This is a genomic window from Neobacillus sp. BP17, from assembly GCF_059579525.1.
In genome coordinates, this window is sequence record NZ_CM184198.1 from 4,131,636 (window position 1) to 4,155,868 (window position 24,233).

The following is a 24,233-nucleotide window of genomic DNA, read 5'->3' on the forward strand; positions in this document are numbered from 1 at the left end:
TTGATTTTGACACACGGTTGATTGAAGTGGAAGGCACGAAGACTCCTGCGGGAGTACGGGGCAGGGGAGACCCCACAGGCGCTAAAAGCGCCGAGGAGGCTCCCCGGCACGCCCGCGGAAAGCGAAGTGCCTGGAACGGAAATCAACAGACTAGTTTAACACAGCATAAAAATAAAAAGATGATCGTTAAGACCATCTTTAGCATATCCTTATTAAAGCATTCTTTTGCAAGAATGTCTTATATTTAAGATTGTGATTTTCTACAATACTTTTTCTAAAAAGTCCTTCGCTCTGCTAGTCCGAGGGTTATTAAAGAATTCCTCTGGAGATCCTTCTTCTAGTAGTACCCCATCATCTAGGAAGATTATTCTATCAGAAACTTCGCGCGCAAAGCCCATCTCATGGGTAACAATGGCCATGGTCATTCCTGATTGTGCAAGATCCTTCATAACATTAAGTACTTCTTTTACCATTTCAGGGTCAAGTGCGGATGTTGGCTCATCAAATAACATTAACTTCGGTTCCATCGCAAGTGCTCGAGCGATCGCTACGCGCTGCTTCTGCCCACCTGATAAATTATTCGGAAAGGCTTTCTCTTTATCAGTAAGACCAACGCGCGCAAGCAATTCCCGGGCTTTTTTCTCAGCAAGTTCCCGCGATTCGCCTTTTACTTTCATCGGTGCATAAGTTAAGTTATCCAAAACCGACAGATGTGGAAATAAATAAAAGTGTTGAAAAACCATACCGATTTGTTCACGGGCTTTCATGATATTCGTTTTGCTATCGGTAAGCTCTTGATTATTAATCCAAACTTTCCCTTTGGTTGGTGTCTCTAATAAATTTAAGCAGCGAAGAAAGGTAGATTTACCAGAACCCGACGGCCCAATAATCGAGACAACTTCTCCACTATCAATATTTGTTGAAATATTTTTTAATACTTCGTGATTGCCGAACTGCTTATAGAGGTTTTCCACTTTAATCACTGTACTTCAGCCTCCGTTCAAACCGTTTACCTGCCAAAGTCAGCACCATTACTAAAATCCAATAGATGAAACCGACAAAAATTAGTGGTTCAAAATTCCGATACGTATCCGCTCCAACAACCTGCGCACGGCGCATCAAGTCTAAATAACCAATCGTCGAGACGATGGCTGATTCTTTGGTTAAGGTTATAAATTCATTCATAAGTGCAGGTAAAATATTTTTTAGTGCTTGTGGTAATATCAAGTCCTTCATCATGAGACGATAAGGAACTCCTAATGCTTGGGCTGCTTCGGTCTGACCTTTATCAACCGCTTGAATTCCGGCTCTGATAATCTCTGAAACATATGCTGATGAATTTAAGCCAAACGCAAGGATGGATGATAAAAATGGTGAAATGTCATAACCCGTTAATTGCGGAATGGCAAAGTAGATTAACATCAATTGTAAAATTAATGGTGTCCCGCGAAAAATAGATGTATATAGGTCCCCAAACCAATTTAATCCTTTAATTCGTGATATTTTACATAGAGCTAAAATTGTTCCAAGAATAAAACCTAATATAATAGAAATAATAACAAATTTTAATGTAACCCATATTCCCTCTAAAATAAAAGGAATATAAGGCACAATTTGGCTAAAATCCAAATTCATGCCTTACACCTCACTTTATAATTTTCTTTGCAGCACTAGTCTTGTTGAAATTAAGTTTATGCTTATTGCTGGTCTTTTAACCACTTGTCCTTTAATTCTTGAAGTTTTCCATTTTCTTCTAAGTCTTTAAGAACTTTATTTACTTTTTCAGTTAAGTCACTGCCTTTAGGAAAAGCAACGGCCATTCCTGGAGAGCTTGTTGTCGGATCATCAAATCCGGCTAAACCTTGTTCCTTGATATATCCTGTTGCAACAGATTTATCCATATAAGCAACCTGGATTCGATTTGATAATAGTTCTTGAATTAATGTTGTTGCATTATCTAATGGCTTCAGTGTAAAATCAACCTTTTTTTGAAGAGTTTTTGCACCCTCTTCTTGAATGGTTCCCAACTGTACTCCAACTGTTTTTCCTTTAAGATCATCGATTGTTTTAATTTTAGAATCTTTTAGCGTGATAAACATCTCACCTGAATGGTTATATGCTGTTGAGAAATCAACATTTTGCTTACGCTTTTCAGTTGCAGACATACCAGCAAGTACCATGTCCACACGTTTTGCCTGTAATGCACCGATTAACCCATCAAACTTCATGTCTTTTATGTCTAGTGTGTAACCTAATTCTTTAGCAATGGCATTAGCTAAATCAATATCAAAGCCCTCGACCTTACCTGATGGGTCTCTTGATTCAAATGGAGCAAAATCTGCTGAAGTAGCCATCGTTAGTACTTTCTTATCAGCTGTTTTTTCTCCATTTGCCCCGTCTTTATTGCTCTGACCGCAAGCAGCCAAAGCCACTAATGTTAAAATCATCGTAAAAAATAATATTGTTTTTTTCATGATTTATCCTCCTATGATATGTAATATCTGCTTTCTTTGATTTGAATTTTTATTCAACAAAACGAATATTAACACATAGAATTTATTTTGAAAAGATATTTTCCTAATATAAAAATATTCTAAAGATTCTGCACCTAATTATATTAAAATAATATTAATATCCATATAAAAAAGCACCTCAATGAGAAAGAGATGCTTTTAAAAATACAGTTAACTTAATACTGTTTGACTAAATTCATTTTTCATTTTTTCCAATGCTTCTTTGTTAGTTATTAAATCATATCCAGTTAAAGCGAGGGCCAAAGCTCCTCTTGAAAGAATCTCGTGGGTGTTATCGGTGATGGTTAAGTCAGCAAACTCCCTTGTGTGAGCAATTAATCCAGGTGAATCAAGACCAATATAAGGATGAACGGCTGGCACAACATGACTGACATTTCCCATATCTATGGAACCGTATGAGTCTTTCGCTTTCTTTACTTGCTTCACACCGGTAGTTAACAGATTGGCAGTAAATAGCTGGGAAAGTGTTTGATTGGTCACCATATTATCATAGCTAAGTTCATAATTTTCGATGTGAACCTCTGCCCCTGTCATCGAAGATGCCCCTTTTGCAATACCAATTACCTTTTGAACCACTTCATTTAGATAGCTGCGATCTTTGGCACGAACATAAAACTGTGCTACGGCTTTATCTGGGACAATATTCGCTGCTACTCCGCCTTCTTTAATAATTCCATGGATTCTAACATCTGAAGTCACATGTTGACGGAGCGCGTTGATCCCATTAAATAATTGAATGACTGCATCAAGTGCATTAATTCCCATCTCTGGGGAAGCCGCCGCATGACTGGTCCTGCCTCGGAAATCGAACTGAATCGCATCCATTGCTAGAGATTCACCACTTTCATAGGATTCATCAGCAGGATGTAAAATCATTGCAGCATCGATATCATTAAAAATGCCCTGTTCAGCCATCGGCACTTTGGCACCATTTGTTTCTTCAGCGGGTGTTCCTAAGACAACCACACGTCCGCCAATTTCATCTACCACTTTACTTAAAGTCACTCCAGCCCCAGCACTCATGGTTCCTATCAAATTATGGCCGCACCCATGCCCAACCTCAGGTAACGCGTCATATTCAGATAAATATGCAATTGTTGGTCCATCCTTTTTGCTATCATAAACGGCTTTAAACGATGTCGGCCTGCCAACAATTCCCTTTTCAACGACAAAATTATGTTCTTCTAGGAACTCTATTAACCGTTTACTAGATTCAAATTCTTGATCACCTAATTCAGGATGATAGTATAGTGTATCACTTATCTCCCATAATCTATTTTGAATTTTTTCTAAATAATTTTTTAATACATCCTTCATGATGAAATACTCCTCTTTATTATGATTAAAATTGCGAAATAATTAATAAATATACATTAAAAAATTCATTTCGACAAGAAAAAAAGCCAAATCTTATGATATGGCTCTTTTCGTATTCATTTATTATACCTCTTCACAATGTTGATCAAATTCATTTTGAAGTTTAGATACAACGGTTGCAGGGTCATAGCCCTCTATTTGATGTCTTTCCACCATTGATATAATCTTACCGTCCTTTAAAAGGGCAAATGAGGGTGAGGATGGTGGATAACCAGTGAAATAGCTTCTAGCCTTTTCAGTTGCTTCTTTATCCTGTCCTGCAAAAACAGTGACAAGATGATCAGGGCGCTTATCATAATGCAGGGCATGTGCTGCTGCTGGACGCGCCACGCCTCCAGCGCAACCACATACGGAATTAATCATGACTAAAGTAGTCCCTTTTTGATCAAGTGCTGCTTCCACTTCCTCAGGTGTTGTCAATTCTTTATATCCGGCAGACACGATTTCTTGTCGTGCCTGTTTCACAACATCATTCATAAAGAAATTAAAATCCATGCTCATTAAGTTCACTCCTTAGATTTATGACTATACTTACATATTAACAGTAAAAATATGTTTTTTTCAAATGTAGCATCTTAATACTTTAGAAGAATTTAATGACCGCTTCACTTTTCTTTCCAATAAATAGTAAATAACTCATCTACAGCTGTAGCCACTGTCTTTTCACCAGCAATTACTTCATTTTCTAAAGTAGATAGAGCACTTTTCACTCCAATATGATGAAAGAAATGAAATTGAAGTTGGTCAGTAATCATCGAATAGAGCCATTCCTTCGCCTGAATTCTTCTTCTTTCAACTAGCACACCTGATGTTTTACCTTTTTGCTCAAAAGACTGTATTACATTCCATACCTCACTTATCCCCTCTTGAGTCAACGAAGAACACGTATAAGCTTTAGTAGCCCAGCCCTTTGTGGCTGGATGAAGAAAATGAAGGATACGGTTATACTCTTTTCTCGTCTGCTCAGCGATTGGTTTGTTCTCCCCATCTGCTTTATGAACTAGGACGGCATCAGCCAATTCCATAATCCCTTTCTTCATCCCTTGCAATTCGTCGCCCGCACCGGTAAGAACTAACAGCATGAAAAAGTCTACCATATCTCTAATAATTACTTCACTTTGCCCAACCCCGACAGTTTCGATTAAGATGACATCAAAACCGGCTGCCTCACAAATTAACATCGCCTCTCTCGTCTTCCGATGAACCCCGCCTAGTTTTCCTGCAGTTGGAGAAGGACGGATAAAGGCGCGAGGGTTCCTTGCTAAATGCTCCATCCTTGTCTTGTCACCAAGAATACTGCCACCGCTTATGCTTGAGCTTGGGTCAATGGCTAATACGGCTACTCGATGTCCTAAGCTGCAAAGGTACGTACCAAAGGTCTCAATAAAAGTACTTTTCCCTGCACCGGGGACACCAGTTATTCCAATTCGAATAGCTTGGCCACTTTTAGGCAGGAGTTTCTGCAGGAGTTGCTGTGCTTTTTGAAAATGCTGCTCTGCATTGCTCTCAACAAGCGTAATCGCCCTAGCTAAAAGACTCCTATCGCCCCTTATTACTCCTTCATAAAGCTCCTCTACCGTCGGTTCAGAATTTCTCCGCTTTTGAAAACGGATATTTGGTTGGATGGATTCCGTTTGTTCTTCAAGCTCCTGACCTTTTCTTATTACACTTGAACAATTATCTGGTTGGTTTGGATCGCTCCATTCTGGCTTTTGGTCAAGAGTCATTATTGTGACACTTCCTCATAACCGAGTTTGTGATAAATCTCTTTGATGACTTTTTGTGCGGCAACTGGAATAATCGTCCCCGGTCCAAAAATAGCTGAAGCACCGTGATCATATAAAAATTGATAATCCTGCGCCGGAATGACCCCGCCAATCACGACCAAAATATCATCTCTGCCGAGTTTATTTAATTCCTCGACTAATTGCGGGAGAAGCGTCTTATGACCTGCGGCAAGCGAACTTATCCCAATCACATGAACATCGTTTTCAACCGCTTGCAGCGCTGTTTCTGCTGGAGTTTGAAATAAAGGCCCAATATCGACATCAAAGCCAAGGTCAGCGAAGGCCGTAGCAATAACTTTGGCACCTCTGTCGTGGCCATCCTGACCCATTTTGGCAATCAGTATTCTTGGTCTTCTGCCTTCATTTTCTAAGAATTCATCCGTCATTTTTTTCACTGCATCGATTTCTTCTTCATTGCTAAAAGCTGTGCTATAAACGCCGCTGATCGAACGAATTACTGCCTTATGTCTGCCAGCCACTTGTTCAATTGCATCGGAAATTTCTCCAAGTGTGGCTCTCGCCCTTGCTGCTTGGACAGCCAATTCTAATAAATTCTGTACACCCGTTTCCGCCGCATTCGTTAATGCAGTAAGCGATTCTTTTACTTTCTTCTCATCTCGATCAGCTTTCAATGTATTTAATTTTTCAATTTGTTTTAAACGAACTGCTGTATTATCGATATCCAAAATATCAATCGCTTCTTCCTTTTCTAGTCGATAGCGATTGACACCGATGATTGTTTCCTTCCCAGAATCGATTTGTGCCTGTCTTCTGGCTGCAGCTTCTTCAATTCTCATCTTTGGAAGGCCAGTTTCAATTGCCTTGGCCATACCACCTAGATTTTCAATTTCTTCAATGTGTGACCAAGCTCTATTAACCAATTCATCGGTTAATTTTTCAACATAGTAAGAACCTGCCCAGGGATCGATGACATTAGTAATCCCCGTCTCCTCTTGCAAAAATAATTGTGTGTTACGGGCAATCCGTGCAGAAAAATCGGTTGGCAGTGCGATTGCTTCATCCAAGGCATTCGTATGCAATGATTGGGTATGTCCCATTGCAGCAGCATGTGCTTCTATCAAGGTACGAGTGACATTATTAAATGGATCTTGCTCAGTCAAACTCCAGCCGGATGTTTGCGAATGTGTCCGTAACGCTAATGATTTTTCGTTTTTTGGAGAAAATGATTTCATCATTTTTGCCCAAATCAATCGAGCAGCGCGCATTTTAGCTACTTCCATGAAGTAATTCATCCCAATTGCCCAGAAAAAGGACAATCTTGGTGCAAATGAGTCGATATCAATACCTGCCTTAAGACCTGTACGTACATATTCCAAACCATCTGCAAGAGTGTATGCCAGCTCTAAATCAGCTGGTGCTCCCGCCTCCTGCATATGATAACCGGAAATACTAATACTATTAAACTTTGGCATGTGTTTGGACGTATATTCAAAGATATCTGCTATTATTTTCATAGACATTTCAGGTGGATATATATAGGTATTTCGAACCATATATTCTTTTAAAATATCATTTTGAATGGTACCAGCCAGTTTCTCCTGACTTACACCTTGTTCTTCAGCAGTCACGATGAAAAAGGCAAGGATCGGCAGAACTGCCCCGTTCATGGTCATTGATACAGACATCTGGTCTAATGGTATTCCCTCAAACAATGTCTTCATATCAAGAATGGAATCGATCGCAACACCTGCTTTACCGACATCACCAACTACTCGTGGATGATCGGAGTCATAGCCGCGATGTGTGGCTAAATCAAAAGCAACTGATAATCCCTTTTGTCCCATTGCTAGATTTCTACGATAGAATGCATTGCTTTCCTCAGCTGTTGAAAAACCTGCATATTGTCTAACTGTCCAGGGACGGTTGACATACATGGTTGGATACGGACCTCTTGTATAAGGAGGGAGCCCGGGAAGATCATCAATATGCGGTAGATCATTACGATCCTCTTTTGTATAAAGCGGTTTTAGACTGATTTGTTCATTCGTCTCAAACAGTAAATCATCGATCGCACCATTTATTTCTTGATCGACTTTTTGCTGCCACTCTTCTTTGGTGATAAATTTCTGTTCTTCAAATAAGGATATATTTTGAAAATCAGGCTTTTGTTTCTTCAACCTTACCCACCTCCAACTCACTTAGAATGGACAACAGCGTTTCATAGCAATTGCTTTTCACATGGATAAACTGCTTAATACCTTCGTCCATCCACAGATCCTGTTTTTCTTTTTCTGGCAGTCCAGCTAAGTAAAAAGACCGCTCAGGATATTCAGTTTTAAGAATCTTTAGAATGTCATGTCCAATTATTTCATATTGATCATTCGTTCCGCATAAGCAATAGTGGCTTGCAGGATGTTCTAATACGAATTGTCTGGCATTCTCAACAGTTAAAACGGAATTACTTATAAGTGCTTCCAAACCTCCGGCTGCGAGAAACCCCTTCATAAAATCAAGCCTTGCTTTATGCTGTTTTAGTCCCCCGAGACAAATCATACCTACAGTGGGCTTAGATCCTACTTTTCCTTCGAGATTTGCTGACTTTTTTCGTAATTCTTCGAATGGTTCTGCCAATCTACGATTTGGAATAGCCTCTATATTTATTAATGAGTTTTCATCATTTGCAAAATATGAATTTTTCTCTGGCAGGTTTTTATATGTAACCACTTCATCAAGATTGGCGTAGACATTTGTTCCCACAATACTTTTCCTTCTTGTTTGGATATCATGGATCTTTTTTTCAGAGACCGCTGCAATTTCTTGTTGCAGCCATTTGGATTTTAGTACTTCTAACATGCCTCCATGTCCGTCAATATGTTTAAAAAATCCCCAAGCTTTTTCGGCAAGTTCATTGGTTAGATGCTCCACATACCAAGAACCTCCTGCAGGATCAATAACCTTTTGCAGATGTGCTTCTTCTTTCAAAAGCAATTGAGTATTTCTAGCAATTCTATCCGAAATCGACGTGACACATGTGAGTTCATCGAAAGGACTCACATGCAGGTATTGAATACCCCCAACCACGGCCGCAAAAGCTTCATTTCCAGCCCTTAGGAGGTTAACATATGGGTCATGTATAGTTTTTGTGTAAGTGGAAGTTTCAACAGAAATATTCATCCTGGAACTATCTTCATTCGCTCCATAAACACTGCTCACACGGCTCCATAGGACTCGGGCAGCTCGAAGCTTAGCGATTTCCATGAAAAAATTGCTGCCAATGGAGAATTGGAAAATCATTTTTGTAAAAATTGTATCTAAATCCATGCCTGAATCCTGAAGATGTTCGAGATAGAATATCCCCTCAGCTATTGCAATTCCCAGTTCTTGAGCTGCACTTGCACCACCATTATGATAGGCACTAGTATCAATTAGAATTGTACGTAAATTAGGAAACTTTACAGCCGATTTACTAATGTTTTTACCCCAGTCTTTTAGAAATGCTTCTGAAATAACTCCTTCTTTAGCAAAAATGGCAACTGGATCTGAACCAATGTATCCACTGATTTTTTCTCCAGCATCTTCTTGTTCTACTATTCCTTCTAATTCAGATAGAAAAGTGGATTGTAATTCTTTAGCGTCGATTGAAAATGGATATCTCTTATATGAATCTCCTAAAACTTTTACTAAGTTTTGCTTCCCACTTAGGAGACTTTTCGAGACATGAAATGAAATGGCTGTTTGTCCTTTTATAAGTGCTTGTTTGAGTTTCGCCTGCAGATCTTCTACCGATTGAAAGGATAGTCTTTGGGCAACCTTCCAATCATTTGTCAGATAACCTAATGGATAGATCCCTCTTCTAAAATCCGAACCTCCTGGGTATTCCGGTACCTGACACTCATCTTGACGAGTATAAAGCGGTTTCAAAATAATGTTTTCATATGTAGTAGTTTGTAAAGATTCAACCGATTTTCCTTTTAAGGATTGCTCTGCCTTTTCTGTCCATGCTTGTTCTGATATTGAAGGAAAAGACTGGTTCTTTAAATTATTCAAACTTCTCATCCCCCTCTCGACTTAATTGAATTAAAATTCAAATAATTCTACCTACAACTATTTTATGGCACAAACACATTTCAAGCAATCTAAAAACAAACAACCGCTTCCATGCTTGGTAGCGGTTGTTTTGTTTTAATAAATCGAAGTCGTTGATTTTGAAGTATTTTCTAGTATTTCCTTCACTCGCTGTAAGAAACGTCCGCAAACGAGGCCATCTAATACTCTATGATCGAGAGACATACATAAATTTACGATATCACGAACAGCAATCATTCCATTATTCATGACGACTGGCCGTTTGACGATAGACTCCACTTGAAGAATAGCTGCTTGAGGATAATTGATGATACCCATTGATTGAACAGATCCAAAAGAACCCGTATTGTTCACCGTGAAGGTTCCGCCTTGCATGTCTTCAGATCTTAGTTTCCCGGTTCTCACTTTGACTGCAAGCTCAGATATTTCACGTGCAATCCCTTTAATCGTTTTTTCATCGGCCTGTTTAATGACAGGAACATATAGGGCGTCATCTGTTGCCACTGCAATGGAAATATTGATATCTTTCTTTTGAATGATTTTATCCCCTGCCCACATAGAATTGATTTGTGGGAATTCTTTTAACGCTTGTGCAACAGCCTTCACAAAGAATGCAAAGAAAGTTAAATTAAAGCCCTCATTTTTCTTAAATTCATCTTTTATTGAGTTACGGTACTCCACCAAATTCGTGGCGTCCACTTCAATCATTGTCCAAGCATGCGGTGCTTCGTGTTTGCTCCTAAGCATATTTGCGGCAATTGCTTTACGAATACCTGTGACTGGAATCTCAATGTCGCCAACGGCTACTGGAATATTCACAGCTTGAGCAGGTGCCGTTGACTGGGCAACTGGCTGAACCGTTGCTTGTTTTGGTACCTTGGTAACTTCAGGCTCAGCTTTTGGTTTAACATCTTGTCCTGCCTCAGGAATATTACCTGATTCAATTAGTTTTAAGAGATCTTTCCGCGTAATTCGCCCGCCTGCACCGGTGCCTGACACCCTAGTTAAATCAATGCCATGTTCTTGAGAAATTTTAAGGACAGCAGGCGAGTAACGTGCTTTGTTGCCATGATCAGCTTTTTCCACATTTTCTGGAGTATTTGATGGTGTGCTTGTGCCAGCTGCAGCAGGTGCTTCTTCGGGAACCTCTTCAGTTGTTCCACCTTCCAACGCTATCGTGCAAATTTGCTCCCCAACGGCTAAGGTATCCCCTTCTTCAGCAATTAGTTCCTTTATTACACCTGTAAAGGAGGATGGAATTTCCGCATTTACCTTATCTGTCATTACTTCTGCCAGGGGGTCGTATTTATTTACTTTATCTCCTACAGATACAAGCCATTTGCTGATCGTACCTTCGGTTACGCTCTCCCCTAACTGAGGCATTTTAATTTGTTCAATTACCACTATTTACACACTCCTATTGTCAAGCACTGGCGCCTAACCCCTTTCAGTTGCCAGGGCTTTCGTTTTAATACTCAGCTAGTTCACGCATCGCTTTTTCGACTTTATCAGGATTTACCATAAAGAATTTTTCCATTGTTGGCGAGTATGGCATAGCTGGTACATCTGGTCCAGCTAATCTCATAATTGGCGCATCTAATTCGAATAAACAATTTTCTGCAATAATTGCAGCAACTTCACTAATAATACTGCCTTCTTTAGTGTCCTCTGTAACAAGGAGAACTTTACCGGTTTTCGATGCCGCCTCAATGATGGCTTCTTTATCCAGAGGATAGACAGTTCTCAAATCAAGAATATGAGCGGAGATACCATCTTTCGCTAATTTTTCCGCTGCTTGAAGGGCAAAATGAACACATAGCCCATACGTAATGACGGTAATATCTTCTCCCTCGCGCTTTACATCTGCTTTTCCTATTGGCAGGGTATAATCATCTGAAGGTACCTCACCTTTAATTAATCGATACGCCCGCTTATGCTCGAAAAATAAAACTGGGTCATTGTCACGGACAGCGGCCTTTAACAGACCTTTTGCATCGTAAGGTGTGGATGGCATAACAATTTTTAATCCAGGCTGATTTGCAAATACTGCCTCAACGGATTGGGAATGATAAAGTGCACCATGAACACCACCGCCATAAGGAGCACGAATAACCATCGGACAACTCCAGTCGTTATTGGAACGATAGCGGATTTTCGCTGCTTCTGAAATAATTTGATTCACTGCCGGCATGATAAAGTCAGCAAATTGCATTTCGGCAATCGGACGCATGCCATACATCGCTGCACCAATTCCTACGCCAGCAATAGCTGATTCAGCAAGTGGTGTATCAATGACTCGGTCTTCCCCAAATTGGTCATATAATCCTTGGGTTGCCTTAAATACCCCGCCTTTTAACCCAACATCTTCCCCAAGGACAAAAACTTTTGAATCTCTTTCCATTTCTTCTCGCATTGCCATTGTAATGGCATCAATATATGAAATTATCGCCATGTTTCATCCCCCTTACAAGTCCGCATAAACAAATTTCAGCGCATCTTCAGGTGCAGAGTACGGTGCATTTTCTGCATAGTCTGTCGCCTCATTGACAAGCTTCATTACGCGGTCATTAATTTCTTTTTCTAACGCATCATCCATGACACCTGTTTCCTTTAAATATGCCCCAAAGGTAATAATTGGATCTTGGGTTTTTGCTTTGGCAACCTCATCTGGTGCACGGTAGGAACGGTCATCATCATCAGAAGAGTGCGGCGTTAGACGATAAGAAATGGTTTCAATTAACGTTGGTCCTTCTCCGCGTCGACCTCGCTCTGCTGCTTCCTTCACTGCTTTATAAACCTCTAGTGGATCGTTTCCATCAACAGTGAACCCTGGCATACCATAACCTATCGCACGGTCGGAAACTTTTTCACACCCCAATTGTTTTTCGATTGGAACGGAAATTGCGTATTTGTTATTTTCACACATAAAAATAACAGGAAGTTTATGTACACCTGCAAAATTGGCGCCCTCATGAAAGTCCCCTTGGTTAGAAGAGCCCTCTCCGAAAGTTACAAAAGTTACGAGATCTTTTCTTTCCATTTTCCCGGCAAGGGCAATACCAACAGCGTGTGGAACTTGAGTTGTTACAGGAGAAGAACCTGTGACAATCCGATTTTTCTTTTGGCCAAAGTGACCTGGCATTTGCCTGCTGCCTGAGTTAGGGTCTTCCGCTTTTGCAAATCCTGAAAGCATCAATTCCCTCGGAGTCATACCAAAAGTTAAGACCACACCCATATCACGATAATACGGAAGAACATAATCTTTTTCACGATCAAGCGCAAATGCAGCCCCTACTTGTGCTGCCTCCTGCCCTTGACAGGATATAACGAAGGGAATTTTCCCGGCACGGTTTAATAACCACATCCGCTCATCAATACGGCGTGCCAATAGCATAGTTTCGTACATTTCCAATACTTTTCCGTCATTTAAACCTAAAGCATCATGACGCTTTTCTGTCATCTATTTCTTACCTCCTAATGTTCGAATGAAAAAAATCACTTAAGAATGAATCGCTTTCCCATCAACGGCAAGTGCTGCCTCACCAATGGCTTCTGAAAGAGTTGGGTGTGGATGAATTGTATGTGCAATTTCCCAAGGGGTCGCATCTAATACCATCGCAAGTCCTGCTTCCGTAATCATATCAGTTACATGTGGTCCAATCATATGCACCCCTAGAATATCATTGGTCTCTTCATCCGCAACAATTTTCACAAATCCGTCCGATTCTCCAAACACAAGCGCTTTCCCAATCGCTCGGAAAGAAAACTTCCCTGTTTTGACTTTATGACCGTTTTCTATCGCTTGGTCTTCTGTTATTCCCACACTAGAAACCTCAGGGTTGCTATAGATACATCTAGAAACTAAATGATACTGCATTGGCGAAGGATCTTTTCCGGCAATATGTTCGACAGCAATGATTCCTTCATGCGATGCCACATGGGCAAGTTGTAATCCCCCAATTACATCGCCAATCGCATAAATATGTGATTCTTTTGTTTGGAAGAATTCATTTGTTGCAATAAAACCATTCTCTACTTGTATTTCTGTATTCTCTAAGCCAATTCCTTCTGTATTTGCCCGACGACCTACAGAAACAAGAATTTTTTCAGCTTTAAATTCTTTCACTGTACCCTTTACTTCTGCAGAAATCGTAACACCATTGTCCTTTACCATTGTTTCAGGGAGGACTTTTGCACTTGTTACCAGTTTAATTCCTTTTTTCTTCATTAAACGCTGCATTTCTTTTGAAATTTCTTTATCTTCTGTCGGAATAATACGGTCAGCATACTCAATAACTGTTACATCAACACCGAAATCATGAAGCATGGACGCCCATTCTATTCCAATTACGCCACCACCAACTATAATAATAGAATTAGGTAGTGTTTCTAAATGCAATGCTTCATCAGATGTCATGACATATTCACGATCAATCTCAAGACCTGGAAGGGTCCTTGGTCTTGAACCTGTTGCAATGATCACATTTTTAGGAAGAAGCATTTCGTTTTCTTCCCCGTTATTCATTTCAACTGAAATAGTTCCTGGCATAGGAGAAAAAATGGACGGTCCTAAGATTCTGCCTATTCCTTCATAGACATCGATTTTACCCTGTTTCATTAAATGTTGTACACCTTTATGAAGTTGGTCAATAATTTTATTTTTTCTTTCTTGTACTTTAGCAAAATTTATTGATACATCACTAGTAATAACCCCGAAATCCTCACTATTCTTTGCAGTTGCAAAAACCTCAGCACTCCTAAGCAGTGCTTTACTTGGTATACACCCTTGATGCAGACATGTCCCGCCAAGTTTCCCTTTTTCAACAATCGCTGTTTTTAAACCAAGCTGTGAGGCCCTAATAGCGGCGACATAGCCGCCAGTTCCCCCGCCAAGAACTACCAAATCATATTCTTGTGCCACTCTTTTTTCCTCCCCATAACCTTAAATTTTAACTGTTTTAAAATTCCCAGGATAAATTTTTCCCTCTTCTTCGCCTCTTAAGACCCGAAGCGCACCCTCAGCAAGTGCTTGTAGTTCATTTTCACCCGGTTGAACCATTACATCAGCAATCCAATTGATTCTATCGGTAATAGATTTCACAAATCCTTTCCCGTATGCGAGGCCCCCAGTTAGAACAATTGCATCCACTTTTCCAGAGAGAACAGCACTAGCAGCCCCAATTTCTTTAGCCACTTGATAAGCCATTGCGTCATAAATAAGCATTGCCTCTTTGTCGCCTGCTGCTATTCGCTGCTCTACCTTTACCGCATCATTGGTGCCAAGATAACCTACAAGGCCGCCTTGACCAACCAGCATCTTCATAATTTCTTCCCGATAATATTCTCCAGAATAACAAAGGGACACTAAATCCCCAACAGGAACGGTACCGGATCGTTCTGGACTGAAGGGGCCATCCCCATGAAGACCATTGTTTACATCAATGACCTTCCCTTGCTTATGGACACCCACTGTAATACCGCCACCCATATGGGTTACAATTAAGTTTAAGTCGATGTATCTTTTTCCTAACTCCTTGGCAACTCTTCTTGCAACGGCCTTCTGATTCAATGCATGAAAAATACTTTTCCGTTCAATTAAGGAAAATCCAGATATTCTTGCAATTGGTTCAAGCTCATCCACAACAACTGGATCAACGATATAAGAAGGAATATTTAAACCAGAAGCAATTTCATAAGCAATGATCCCGCCAAGATTGGATGCGTGCTGCCCTGCATAACCAGACCGTAAATCTGCTAACATCACATCATTAACTGCATAGGTACCCCCTTCGATCGGACGCAGCAATCCCCCACGTGCACATACAGCCGATAGTTTGGAAAAATTGATCCCTTCATTATCCATTGTTTCCAAAATTGTTGTTTTTCTAAATTCATATTGATCAATAATATTTGCAAAAGAGTTGATTGTCTCAGAATCATGACGAATTGTTTTTTCAAAAATAGAAATATCATTATCGAAAACCCCAATTTTCGTGGATGTCGAGCCTGGGTTGATGACGAGAATCCGATATTCATTATCGTGCAACGTATTTGACCTCCAATTTTATTTTTCAACCTAATTGCCCCATGAAAGGCAAAGACGCTGAATTCCCATTCAGCGCTTTCCAAATACTATTTTTTGTCAAAGGTTGTTATCTTGATATTCTATGACTTAAAATATGATGACCGTTTTGGAGAAATTGGCTTCTTGAATTACGAATTCTTGCAATTCTTTCTTCTGCCATCCTGTCTGCCGCTACGTAAGTTGGAATGCCGTCACGTTTTGAAATTTCAATTACTTTTTCAATGGTGGAATATAGCTGCTCAACCTTTTTCATTGCGCGCTCTTGGTTATAACCATACAATTCATCTGCCACATTGATTACACCTCCAGCATTAATTACATAATCCGGGGCGTAAACGATACCCATTTCATGAATAATATCACCGTGACGGGTATCCTTTAATTGATTGTTCGCAGAACCAGCAATCACTCTTGCTTTTAACTGTGGAATGGTTTCGTCATTAATCGTTGCTCCGAGTGCGCATGGGGCATATATATCACATTCCACACCATAAATTTCATCAGGATCAACAGCTAGAGCACCAAATGCTTCAACCGCACGGTTAACTGCCTCTTTATTAATGTCAGTTACAATCAGCTGTGCCCCTTCTTCATGTAAATATTCGCAAAGTGTATAAGCAACATTTCCAACACCTTGAACAGCCACTACTTTTCCTTCAAGAGAATCCGATCCAAATGCCTCTTTCGCAGCTGCTTTCATACCGCGGTATACACCAAATGCTGTTACTGGGGATGGATTACCAGATGAACCAAACGCTGGAGAAATTCCAGTTACAAAATCTGTCTCTTCATGAATTAAATCCATATCAGCCACTGTTGTACCGACATCTTCTGCAGTAATATATCTTCCGTTTAATCCTTGAATGTAACGGCCAAATGCACGGAACATTTCTTCATTTTTATCTTTTCTTGGATCGCCGATGATAACAGTTTTACCACCGCCAAGATTTAGCCCAGCCGCTGCATTCTTATAAGTCATTCCTTTAGCAAGTCTGAGTGCATCTTCAATGGCAGCCTCTTCAGATGCATACGTCCACATCCGTGTTCCACCTAAAGCTGGCCCTAGGGTTGTATCATGAATAGCAATAATTGCTTTTAATCCTGATTGTTTATCCTGACAGAATACCACTTGCTCATAATCGTATTGTTCCAGGTATTTGAAAATTTCCATGTAAAAATTCCTCCTCAAATGATTGACTATCTATTTTGATGTAGCACAGCATACCGCTAGTGCAATTGAATAAAGCTTACTTTCAGCAGAATCTGATCTGGAAGTTAACACAATTGGTACTTTTGCTCCGGCAATAACGGCGCCCACTTTTGCATTTGCAAAATAAATTAATGATTTATATAAAACATTGCCAACTTCAATGGTTGGTACTAATAAAATATCTGCATTTCCAGCTACATCATTATGAATCCCTTTATGTTCTGCAGCAAGCATTGACACAGCATTATCTAACCCTAATGGACCATCCACAATACAGTCCAAAATCTGTCCTCGTCTATTCATTACCGTTAATGCAGCAGCATCTAATGTAGCTTGCATAGCCGGATTTACTACTTCCACTGCAGCTAGAGGTGCCACTTTCGGTATTTCTATTCCAATTGACCTTGCAACGGAAACTGCATTTTTAATAATTTGTGCTTTCATTTCTAAATCCGGAGCAATATTCATTGCAGCATCTGTAATGATCGTAAAACGATTGAAACCAGGAACTTCAAATGCAGCAATATGTGATAAAACATTTCCTGTCCTCAATCCATGCTCTTTATTCAGGACTGCCTTTAAAAAAATATTTGTGGGAATATTCCCTTTCATCAGGACATTTGCTTCTTTATTAAAGACTGCCTTTACAGCTAATTCTGCCGCTGCAGCAATTGAATCAGCATTGACAACTTTTAAATTAAGTTCGCTAATGTTTGGGTGTTTTTCTTTTATTATGGATTTGATTTTTTCGTCGTCACCGAAAAGAATAAATTTTGCAAGATTTTGTTCTAAAGCAGCGATAACTGCTTCGATGACTTCTAAATCTTCTGCCGCAGCAACTGCAACGGTGTTTATTCGTTCTTGGGCTGCTTTTTCAATTAGTGAATCAAGCAACAAGTTGTCATCAACCCTTTCTCCTTTACTGCAACTCCCATTCTATAATATGCAATTTCCATGCCAAATCACAGTTTATGAAAACGCTTTATCATTCGCATTCAAGTGTGCATTTTTTTTCAAATATGAAATTTATTGCATGCTATTTTTTTCAATCTTGTATTTTTCAATCTTATAATATAAATTCCTTACAGACAATCCAAGCGTTTTTGCTGTTAATGTTTTATTCTCATTCAAACGAAGAAGTGTCTGCTTAATAATTTTAGCCTCAAATTCTTCCATCATATCTGATAATGTACGATCCATAACTACGGAATCAGTAGTATTATTTACAGATGATTCCGTTAGGTTTTGTTGATTTTTTAATTCCGGTAAGTGCTGCACATCTATAAACTGATCATTAAATTTCATAAAAATGATCGCTCTTCCAAGAATATTTTCTAATTCTCGTACGTTTCCCGGCCAGTCATATTCCATTAATTGCTTCAATGCAGACGGGGTAATTCCTTCTACATTCCTTCCATAGTCCTGGCTTATTTTTTGAATTAGCCGCTCATTTAAAAGAGGGATTTCTTCAATACGTTTTCTTAATGGCGGAATATGAATTGGCATACGATTTAATCGATAATATAAGTCTTCCCGAAAGGAGCCTTTAGCAATACCTTTTTCTAAATTGACATTAGTTGCCGCAATAATCCTAACATTAATGGAAATAGGCTTTGTTCCGCCTACTCGGATGATTTCTTTTTCTTGCAGAACCCTGAGCAGCTTTGCCTGCGTATTCACTGGAAGCTCACCGATTTCATCAAGAAAAATACTCCCATTATTTGCTTCTTCAAAAAAGCCTCTTTTTCCGCCTCTCACTGCACCCGAAAAAGCACCCTCTTCATAGCCAAATAGTTCACTTTCCAACAAGGTTTCCGAAATGGCAGCACAATTGACCCTGATAAATTTGTTATATTTCCGGTCACTGGCATTATGTATGGCATGAGCAAACAGTTCCTTCCCTGTACCCGATTCACCTCGCAGGAGGACGGTTGCAGGGGTTTTTGCTCCTAATTTTGCTTGTTCTATCGCCAGCATCATTTCATCGGATTGGCCGACGATATCCTCAAAGGTGTATTTCGCTTCAAGTTTGCGAATGAGTTGGCGTGCACGATTTAATTCCCTGCTTAAAGATTTCATCTCAGACATATCGTGGATAACACCGACACTGCCTTTTAACTTTCCCTTTACAATAATTGGAGCAACATTCACAATAACTTCTCGTTTACTGGGTCCCACTCTCATTGGTACCCCGCGAACAGCTCTTCTCGTTTGCAGCACTTTCATGTGCATACTCTCGCCCTCAGAAATATCGGCTGTGGCAGGTTTGCCTATTACTTGTTCCTGTGTAAGACCTGTAATCCGTGAGTAAGCAGGATTAATAAGAATTCCCCTGCCATTCTCATCCACAACAGAAATGGCATCATCACTAGAATGAATAATGGCCTGAAGCATCGTTTGAATTTCCCGTAAATCTGTAAGTTCCTCTGCAAGATTAACCACTTCAGTGATATCTTTGAAGACAGCAAACGCTCCTATCAAGGTGCCATTTTCCTCGATAATAGGAATCCTCGTAGTAATAATTTTTCGATCATTTTCTAAAACCAGTTCTTGGTTTGCTTCTGTTCTTCTTGACTCAAGGATGAAAGGGAGTCTGCTTGTAGGAATAACTTCGACTACATATTTGCCAATTGCATGTTCCTTTGTTACACCGATAATTTCTTGTGCGCGGGTGTTAAATAAAATGACCTTACCATATTTATCAATAACAACCATTCCGTCATTAGTTGCATTAAAAATAAGTTCTTGCTGGTAGGATTCATTTTTGTGCTTTTCAATGAGATCTTCTTTTTCTTCCATAATCTTTGCAACTAGAAAGGCAACACTTCCTGGAATCAAAACGGTCTGTTTACTTTTTGTATTTCTTAACTCTTGGAATACTACCTCATTTCCAGTAACTTCGATAATAATATCAATCTGGTCAGTTAAATAAGGCTGCCAATCTGTACCAGTATTTATCCCCTCTTTGCGGGCTAACAACATGCCAGGTGCATTTAAATTCCGATCAACGACAACACTTACCTTTAAAACCTCAGATTCTTTTAGGATTTTTAAGATTGCCGTACCACCTTTTCCTGCACCAACAATCATTACGTTTTGCATTTAAATACCTCTCATAAGAAATTTTTTTCATAATATTTAGGAAATCCATGCAACTTTTTTCATATTCATTTTAACTTTAATCACAATTATTGACAAATTATTTCTATGTAATAATATTTTCTTGAGATATAATCAAACTAAGGCTTTCACTTTGCAAAATTTGATATTGGAAGGATTTATTTATGAAGCGAATTATTGCCCTCTTGATTGTATTAATTCCAGGTATCCTAGCTGCTATTGGCATTAAATTAATGCGTGATATGTTATTCGGAATAGTACAAGCACCATTTCCTAATTTATTACTTCAATTTCTAACTGGATTAATCTTTTTTATCGGAGGACTAGGCTTCGTCGCAGGATTTATTTTCCACCGCGATCGAAAAAGAAGCAAAGTTCAAAAGAGATTTAAAAAATAGGCTGTGTTAAAGGTTAATGCTGATTGCACTTTGTTGATTGGGAGTGGAAGCTCCTGGAACAGAAATCAACAAACAAGTATAACACAGCAAAAAAATAAAAAGAGGCCCCTACGGTCTCTTTTCAAATTGCTTTCGTATTGTTAACGCCTTGACTGGGTCATCAGTAATAAGTGCCGTACAATTAATATTAAACAGACGCTGCATATCTACTTCTTTATTTACTGTATAAGGTCGTACAGCAATCCCATTTTCAATGGTTTTAATGATAATTTCATTAGATATCGCAGAATGTTTGGGATGAATCCCTTTTGCTCGAATTGCTTTAGCATAGACCCATGGCATGTAAATTCCCTCAAGAAATAGAGGAGCTGTTTCTATTTCCGGTGCGATACTGTAGGTATAGACAATACTATAATGATTAAAAGAGGAAATAATAATTCTATCCACTAACTTATATTTGTAAATAAGCTGAATGACTTTTTCTTCCAACCCTCTATAGGGAATAAGTCCATTTTTCAGTTCAATATTACATAACAATTTATTTGTAGATAGCCACTCCAACACTTCCGTTAATGCTGGAATTGGTTCCATTTTGCTGTTTTTATTATTCGCATTCAACTTTCTTAAATCTTTATATAAAAAATCTTTGACAAACCCTTTACCATTCGTAGTTCGATCAACTTTTTCATCATGAATGACAACTATTTCGCCGTCCTTAGTTAATTGTACATCCAATTCTAATCCGTCAGCTCCGGCTTTTTCTGCTTCTATAAAGGCTGTTAGTGTATTTTCGGCAAAAGAAGCGGAATAACCACGGTGCGCAAAAATTTGAGTCATCTTTTCACTTCCCAACTTCAATATAGGAGGATTACTAATGAAACCCTTACAGTTATCACCTGAAACGGCCATAAAGCTTTCCCAAAAGTTAAATGTTCCGATAGAACAGCTTATGCATATGCCTCAACATATTCTTATTCAAAAACTGATGGAACTAGAGAATGAAAAGAAATAATTCTCTAAAAAGCTTGATTCAACTTTAAAGAATGAGAAAAGCCTTCATTTTTGTGATGAAGGCTTTTCTCATTGTTATTCAGTTCAAGACGCCTTGTGCTCTAGACGAAGCTTGTCAGCAACCATTGCAATGAACTCGGAATTGGTTGGCTTTGCTTTAGACATACTGACCGTATAGCCGAACAGCGAGGAAATAGAATCAATATTTCCACGGCTCCAAGCTACTTCTATCGCATGACGGATGGCTCGTTCCACACGGCTTGCAGTCGTATTGTATTTTTTTGCGATATCTGGATATAACACTTTCGTAATGGAACCTAAAAGTTCGATATCATTATAAACCATGGAGATGGCTTCTCGTAAATATAAGTACCCTTTAATATGGGCTGGGACACCAATTTCATGAATAATACTTGTAATACTGGCATCTAAGTTTTTAGGTTTTTGTTCAGTTTGAGTACGGTAGGTGGAGGATGTTGATTTTCGGGTAAAAGAGTTAGTATTTCCACTAACTTGTCTAATATGGCTGCCTAGATTCTCCATATCAAATGGTTTCAAAATAAAGTAGGATGCACCAAGTTCAACCGCTTTTTTCGTAACATCTTCCTGTCCAAATGCGGTTAACATGATTACATTCGGCAAAACTCCTTTTTTAATTTCACGGAGGCGCTCTAATACTGCTAAGCCATCTAGGTGGGGCATGATTATATCTAAAACTAGAACATCAGGATCCGTTTGCGATAACATTTCTAAACATTCCTGACCATTGTGGGCAATCCCTGCAACTTCCATATCATCCTGGGACGAAATAAAGTCCTCTAATAATCCTACTAGTTCCCTATTGTCATCAACGACACATACTTTGATTTTCTTCACTTCCAGTTCCTCCTCAGGGTTCAGTTCATAACCTCTATTTCAACTTACATTCCTAATCAGTTGTATTCTCCTAATTATATTCTAAATTAGAAATTCGACAATGCAACAAAAATTCCTCTCATTTTTTTAATATTTCTTAAAATAGTGATAAAATCTTATCTTTTCTTTGTTTTTCTCACCTTTTCGACGTAAAACGCGTTTTTTCCAATGTTTGGGTTATTTTTGTCGAAAAACTTTTATGTAATGGCTGTGTTAAACTTGGCTGTTGATTTCCGTTCCAGGCACTTCAATCAACAAAGTGTAAAAATTCAACATTAACCTGGAACACAGTCAATGTAAAAAAAGCAAAATAGGGATTTTTCCTATTTTGCTCCCAATTGTTAACTTGCTTTATTTTTTGGCATTTCATATATGTTAATTCCAGCTTCATCTAACATCCATTCGATGTGTACTCCGTATCCGGAGGTTGGATCATTAACAAAAACATGTGTAACAGCGCCAATTAGTTTTCCATCTTGAATAATTGGGCTACCGCTCATCCCTTGAACAATTCCTCCTGTTTTTTTAAGGAGTTTAGGGTCGGTTACTTTGATTACCATGCCTTTGGTTGCTGGAAACTTTTGCGGAATTGTGCTTACGATTTCAATATCAAATTCTTCTACTCGGTCATTATTTACAACCGTTAAAATTTTAGCAGGTCCTTCTTTTACCTGATGCGATAAGGCAATCGGCAGTGGTTTATCCATAACACCATTTTTTAAATCTTTGACCATCTCTCCAAAAATTCCAAATGGACTATTTTTTTGGATATTCCCAACTATCTCACGGTCCGACGAAAAGCGTGCAAGCTTTTCACCCGGGTCTCCGTTACTCCCTTTTTCAATAGAAGTAACCGTGGAACGGACAATTTGGCCGTCCTCTACAACGATCGGTTGTTTTGTATCCATATCAGATATTACATGCCCTAGGGCACCATATTTTTTTGATTGTGGGTGAATAAATGTCATTGTTCCAATTCCTGCTGCAGAATCCCTAATATACAAACCAAGCTTATAATTGTTTTCCCCTTTTTCTTTTAATGGGGTAAGTTTTGTAGTAAATTTTCCACTTTCTCGACTAATAACCATATTGAGCGCTTTACCTTCTTGTCCAGCAGATTGCACATATGGTGCCACATCCGTCATTTTTTCTATTTTATTACCATTTATTTCTGTAATGATATCCCCAATTTTTATCCCTGCAATTTCACCTGGAGACTTTTTTCCCGAAATGGTATTGATTAAATGGTGGCCCACTACCAATACACCTACGGTATTTAACTTCACTCCAATCGACTGTCCGCCTGGTATAACCCTAAAATCTTTTAATACACGTACATCTACCTTCTTGATCGGTATCCCCGCATATTCTAACAGCATTTCATTTTTACCATTTTTAGATGCCGCCATTGAAACCGTGTGTTTTCCTTCATCCAAAGTGATATTTGAATTTTGAGAAACCAAAGAGGCTGATACCGGTACAGCCTTTTGAAAAGTATAGTCTTGTCCTTCGAAAACCGTAATAGTCTTGGGTATCGCGAGATATTGCTGTATAGGCTGAAAAAAAATAAGGCTAATTAATGAAACAAGGAGAATTCCACCAATAATCTTTCTAATTAGTTCTAACTTCAAATTTTTTCACTCTCCTCGCTTCTTTTCATTAAACTTAAATGGCTACATCTTTAATTTTGCCTCCTTGACAATCATTTATAACTTGGTTCAACATAAAAAAGCTACCCGAAATGGATAG

At 39.0% G+C, this 24,233-nt stretch carries 21 protein-coding genes; 2 read left to right on the forward strand and 19 right to left on the reverse strand.

The features are described from left to right. Positions 1–260 precede the first annotated feature (260 nt). From AC4QJR_RS20160 to AC4QJR_RS20235, 16 genes are all read right to left on the reverse strand, one after another. A complete protein-coding gene (locus AC4QJR_RS20160) occupies positions 261–983 on the reverse strand; it encodes an amino acid ABC transporter ATP-binding protein (protein ID WP_251457127.1) in 723 nt (240 codons plus the stop codon). Further along, positions 976–1,635 carry an amino acid ABC transporter permease gene (locus AC4QJR_RS20165; RefSeq protein WP_098574896.1) on the reverse strand — a complete coding sequence of 220 codons (660 nt, stop codon included), beginning with the start codon at positions 1,633–1,635 and terminating at the stop codon, positions 976–978. Before AC4QJR_RS20165 ends, AC4QJR_RS20160 begins: the two co-directional genes overlap by 8 nt. Positions 1,636–1,697: 62 nt before the next feature. Beyond that, positions 1,698–2,474 (reverse strand): transporter substrate-binding domain-containing protein, encoded by a 777-nt coding sequence (locus AC4QJR_RS20170; protein WP_098574897.1) that lies wholly within the window; start codon positions 2,472–2,474, stop codon positions 1,698–1,700. Between the two features lie 210 nt (positions 2,475–2,684). Then, positions 2,685–3,851: a M20 family metallopeptidase gene (locus AC4QJR_RS20175; RefSeq protein WP_496523985.1), complete on the reverse strand. Its 1,167-nt coding sequence runs from the start codon at positions 3,849–3,851 to the stop codon at positions 2,685–2,687. Between the two features lie 123 nt (positions 3,852–3,974). Continuing rightward, complete coding sequence (locus AC4QJR_RS20180) at positions 3,975–4,412, reverse strand: BrxA/BrxB family bacilliredoxin (RefSeq protein WP_098574899.1); 438 nt, start codon at positions 4,410–4,412, stop codon at positions 3,975–3,977. Between the two features lie 104 nt (positions 4,413–4,516). Beyond that, on the reverse strand, positions 4,517–5,638 hold the full coding sequence (meaB, locus tag AC4QJR_RS20185; RefSeq protein WP_496523986.1) for a methylmalonyl Co-A mutase-associated GTPase MeaB: 1,122 nt from the start codon (positions 5,636–5,638) through the stop codon (positions 4,517–4,519). Then, complete coding sequence (scpA, locus tag AC4QJR_RS20190; protein WP_496523987.1) at positions 5,638–7,836, reverse strand: methylmalonyl-CoA mutase; 2,199 nt, start codon at positions 7,834–7,836, stop codon at positions 5,638–5,640. The genes meaB and scpA overlap by 1 nt, the downstream gene beginning before the upstream one ends. After that, the gene (locus AC4QJR_RS20195) at positions 7,817–9,715 is read right to left on the reverse strand and encodes a methylmalonyl-CoA mutase family protein (protein WP_496523988.1); all 1,899 of its coding nucleotides are present in this window, start codon (positions 9,713–9,715) and stop codon (positions 7,817–7,819) included. The genes scpA and AC4QJR_RS20195 overlap by 20 nt, the downstream gene beginning before the upstream one ends. 126 nt (positions 9,716–9,841) lie before the next feature. Beyond that, a complete protein-coding gene (locus AC4QJR_RS20200; protein WP_496523989.1) occupies positions 9,842–11,149 on the reverse strand; it encodes a dihydrolipoamide acetyltransferase family protein in 1,308 nt (435 codons plus the stop codon). A 64-nt stretch (positions 11,150–11,213) separates the two neighbouring features. Continuing rightward, positions 11,214–12,197, reverse strand: coding sequence for an alpha-ketoacid dehydrogenase subunit beta (locus AC4QJR_RS20205; RefSeq protein WP_496523990.1), 984 nt, complete (start codon positions 12,195–12,197; stop codon positions 11,214–11,216). A 12-nt stretch (positions 12,198–12,209) separates the two neighbouring features. Beyond that, positions 12,210–13,205, reverse strand: a complete 996-nt coding sequence (locus tag AC4QJR_RS20210; protein ID WP_251457144.1) for a thiamine pyrophosphate-dependent dehydrogenase E1 component subunit alpha — start codon at positions 13,203–13,205, stop codon at positions 12,210–12,212. Between the two features lie 39 nt (positions 13,206–13,244). Then, positions 13,245–14,666: a dihydrolipoyl dehydrogenase gene (lpdA, locus tag AC4QJR_RS20215; protein WP_496523991.1), complete on the reverse strand. Its 1,422-nt coding sequence runs from the start codon at positions 14,664–14,666 to the stop codon at positions 13,245–13,247. A gap of 21 nt (positions 14,667–14,687) precedes the next feature. After that, positions 14,688–15,791: a butyrate kinase gene (gene buk, locus AC4QJR_RS20220; protein WP_496523992.1), complete on the reverse strand. Its 1,104-nt coding sequence runs from the start codon at positions 15,789–15,791 to the stop codon at positions 14,688–14,690. A 106-nt stretch (positions 15,792–15,897) separates the two neighbouring features. Then, on the reverse strand, positions 15,898–17,001 hold the full coding sequence (gene bcd, locus AC4QJR_RS20225) for a branched-chain amino acid dehydrogenase (RefSeq protein WP_098574908.1): 1,104 nt from the start codon (positions 16,999–17,001) through the stop codon (positions 15,898–15,900). 30 nt (positions 17,002–17,031) lie between these two features. Then, positions 17,032–17,937 (reverse strand): phosphate butyryltransferase, encoded by a 906-nt coding sequence (gene yqiS / locus AC4QJR_RS20230; RefSeq protein ID WP_496523993.1) that lies wholly within the window; start codon positions 17,935–17,937, stop codon positions 17,032–17,034. A 129-nt stretch (positions 17,938–18,066) separates the two neighbouring features. Beyond that, positions 18,067–20,142, reverse strand: a complete 2,076-nt coding sequence (locus AC4QJR_RS20235; protein ID WP_496523994.1) for a sigma 54-interacting transcriptional regulator — start codon at positions 20,140–20,142, stop codon at positions 18,067–18,069. A 182-nt stretch (positions 20,143–20,324) separates the two neighbouring features. Here AC4QJR_RS20235 and AC4QJR_RS20240 point away from each other — a divergent pair, with 182 nt between their 5' ends. Continuing rightward, the gene (locus AC4QJR_RS20240) at positions 20,325–20,558 is read left to right on the forward strand and encodes a DUF2627 domain-containing protein (RefSeq protein ID WP_098574911.1); all 234 of its coding nucleotides are present in this window, start codon (positions 20,325–20,327) and stop codon (positions 20,556–20,558) included. A gap of 108 nt (positions 20,559–20,666) precedes the next feature. Here the strand turns inward: AC4QJR_RS20240 and AC4QJR_RS20245 are convergent, their stop codons facing one another. Continuing rightward, positions 20,667–21,395 (reverse strand): glycerophosphodiester phosphodiesterase, encoded by a 729-nt coding sequence (locus tag AC4QJR_RS20245; RefSeq protein WP_496523995.1) that lies wholly within the window; start codon positions 21,393–21,395, stop codon positions 20,667–20,669. A gap of 37 nt (positions 21,396–21,432) precedes the next feature. On the opposite strand from AC4QJR_RS20245, the gene AC4QJR_RS20250 reads away from it, so the two are divergent. Then, the gene (locus AC4QJR_RS20250; protein ID WP_144547617.1) at positions 21,433–21,570 is read left to right on the forward strand and encodes a YycC family protein; all 138 of its coding nucleotides are present in this window, start codon (positions 21,433–21,435) and stop codon (positions 21,568–21,570) included. 83 nt (positions 21,571–21,653) lie between these two features. Here AC4QJR_RS20250 and spo0A read toward each other — a convergent pair whose 3' ends face one another. Then, positions 21,654–22,445 carry a sporulation transcription factor Spo0A gene (gene spo0A, locus AC4QJR_RS20255; RefSeq protein ID WP_098574914.1) on the reverse strand — a complete coding sequence of 264 codons (792 nt, stop codon included), beginning with the start codon at positions 22,443–22,445 and terminating at the stop codon, positions 21,654–21,656. A gap of 380 nt (positions 22,446–22,825) precedes the next feature. Further along, complete coding sequence (spoIVB, locus tag AC4QJR_RS20260) at positions 22,826–24,115, reverse strand: SpoIVB peptidase (RefSeq protein WP_496523996.1); 1,290 nt, start codon at positions 24,113–24,115, stop codon at positions 22,826–22,828. Positions 24,116–24,233 lie beyond the last annotated feature (118 nt).

Excerpts from the sequence above, each read along its gene's own strand:
- AC4QJR_RS20165 (WP_098574896.1), bottom strand. The coding sequence starts at position 1,635 with ATGAATTTGGATTTTAGCCAAATTGTGCCTTATATTCCTTTTATTTTA.
- AC4QJR_RS20235 (WP_496523994.1), bottom strand. The coding sequence starts at position 20,142 with ATGCAAAACGTAATGATTGTTGGTGCAGGAAAAGGTGGTACGGCAATC.
- AC4QJR_RS20170 (WP_098574897.1), bottom strand. The coding sequence starts at position 2,474 with ATGAAAAAAACAATATTATTTTTTACGATGATTTTAACATTAGTGGCT.
- AC4QJR_RS20240 (WP_098574911.1), top strand. The coding sequence starts at position 20,325 with ATGAAGCGAATTATTGCCCTCTTGATTGTATTAATTCCAGGTATCCTA.
- AC4QJR_RS20205 (WP_496523990.1), bottom strand. The coding sequence starts at position 12,197 with ATGGCGATAATTTCATATATTGATGCCATTACAATGGCAATGCGAGAA.
- meaB (WP_496523986.1), bottom strand. The coding sequence starts at position 5,638 with ATGACTCTTGACCAAAAGCCAGAATGGAGCGATCCAAACCAACCAGAT.
- bcd (WP_098574908.1), bottom strand. The coding sequence starts at position 17,001 with ATGGAAATTTTCAAATACCTGGAACAATACGATTATGAGCAAGTGGTA.
- AC4QJR_RS20175 (WP_496523985.1), bottom strand. The coding sequence starts at position 3,851 with ATGAAGGATGTATTAAAAAATTATTTAGAAAAAATTCAAAATAGATTA.
- AC4QJR_RS20245 (WP_496523995.1), bottom strand. The coding sequence starts at position 21,395 with ATGACTCAAATTTTTGCGCACCGTGGTTATTCCGCTTCTTTTGCCGAA.
- AC4QJR_RS20210 (WP_251457144.1), bottom strand. The coding sequence starts at position 13,205 with ATGACAGAAAAGCGTCATGATGCTTTAGGTTTAAATGACGGAAAAGTA.
- AC4QJR_RS20195 (WP_496523988.1), bottom strand. The coding sequence starts at position 9,715 with ATGAGAAGTTTGAATAATTTAAAGAACCAGTCTTTTCCTTCAATATCA.
- AC4QJR_RS20250 (WP_144547617.1), top strand. The coding sequence starts at position 21,433 with ATGAAACCCTTACAGTTATCACCTGAAACGGCCATAAAGCTTTCCCAA.
- AC4QJR_RS20180 (WP_098574899.1), bottom strand. The coding sequence starts at position 4,412 with ATGAGCATGGATTTTAATTTCTTTATGAATGATGTTGTGAAACAGGCA.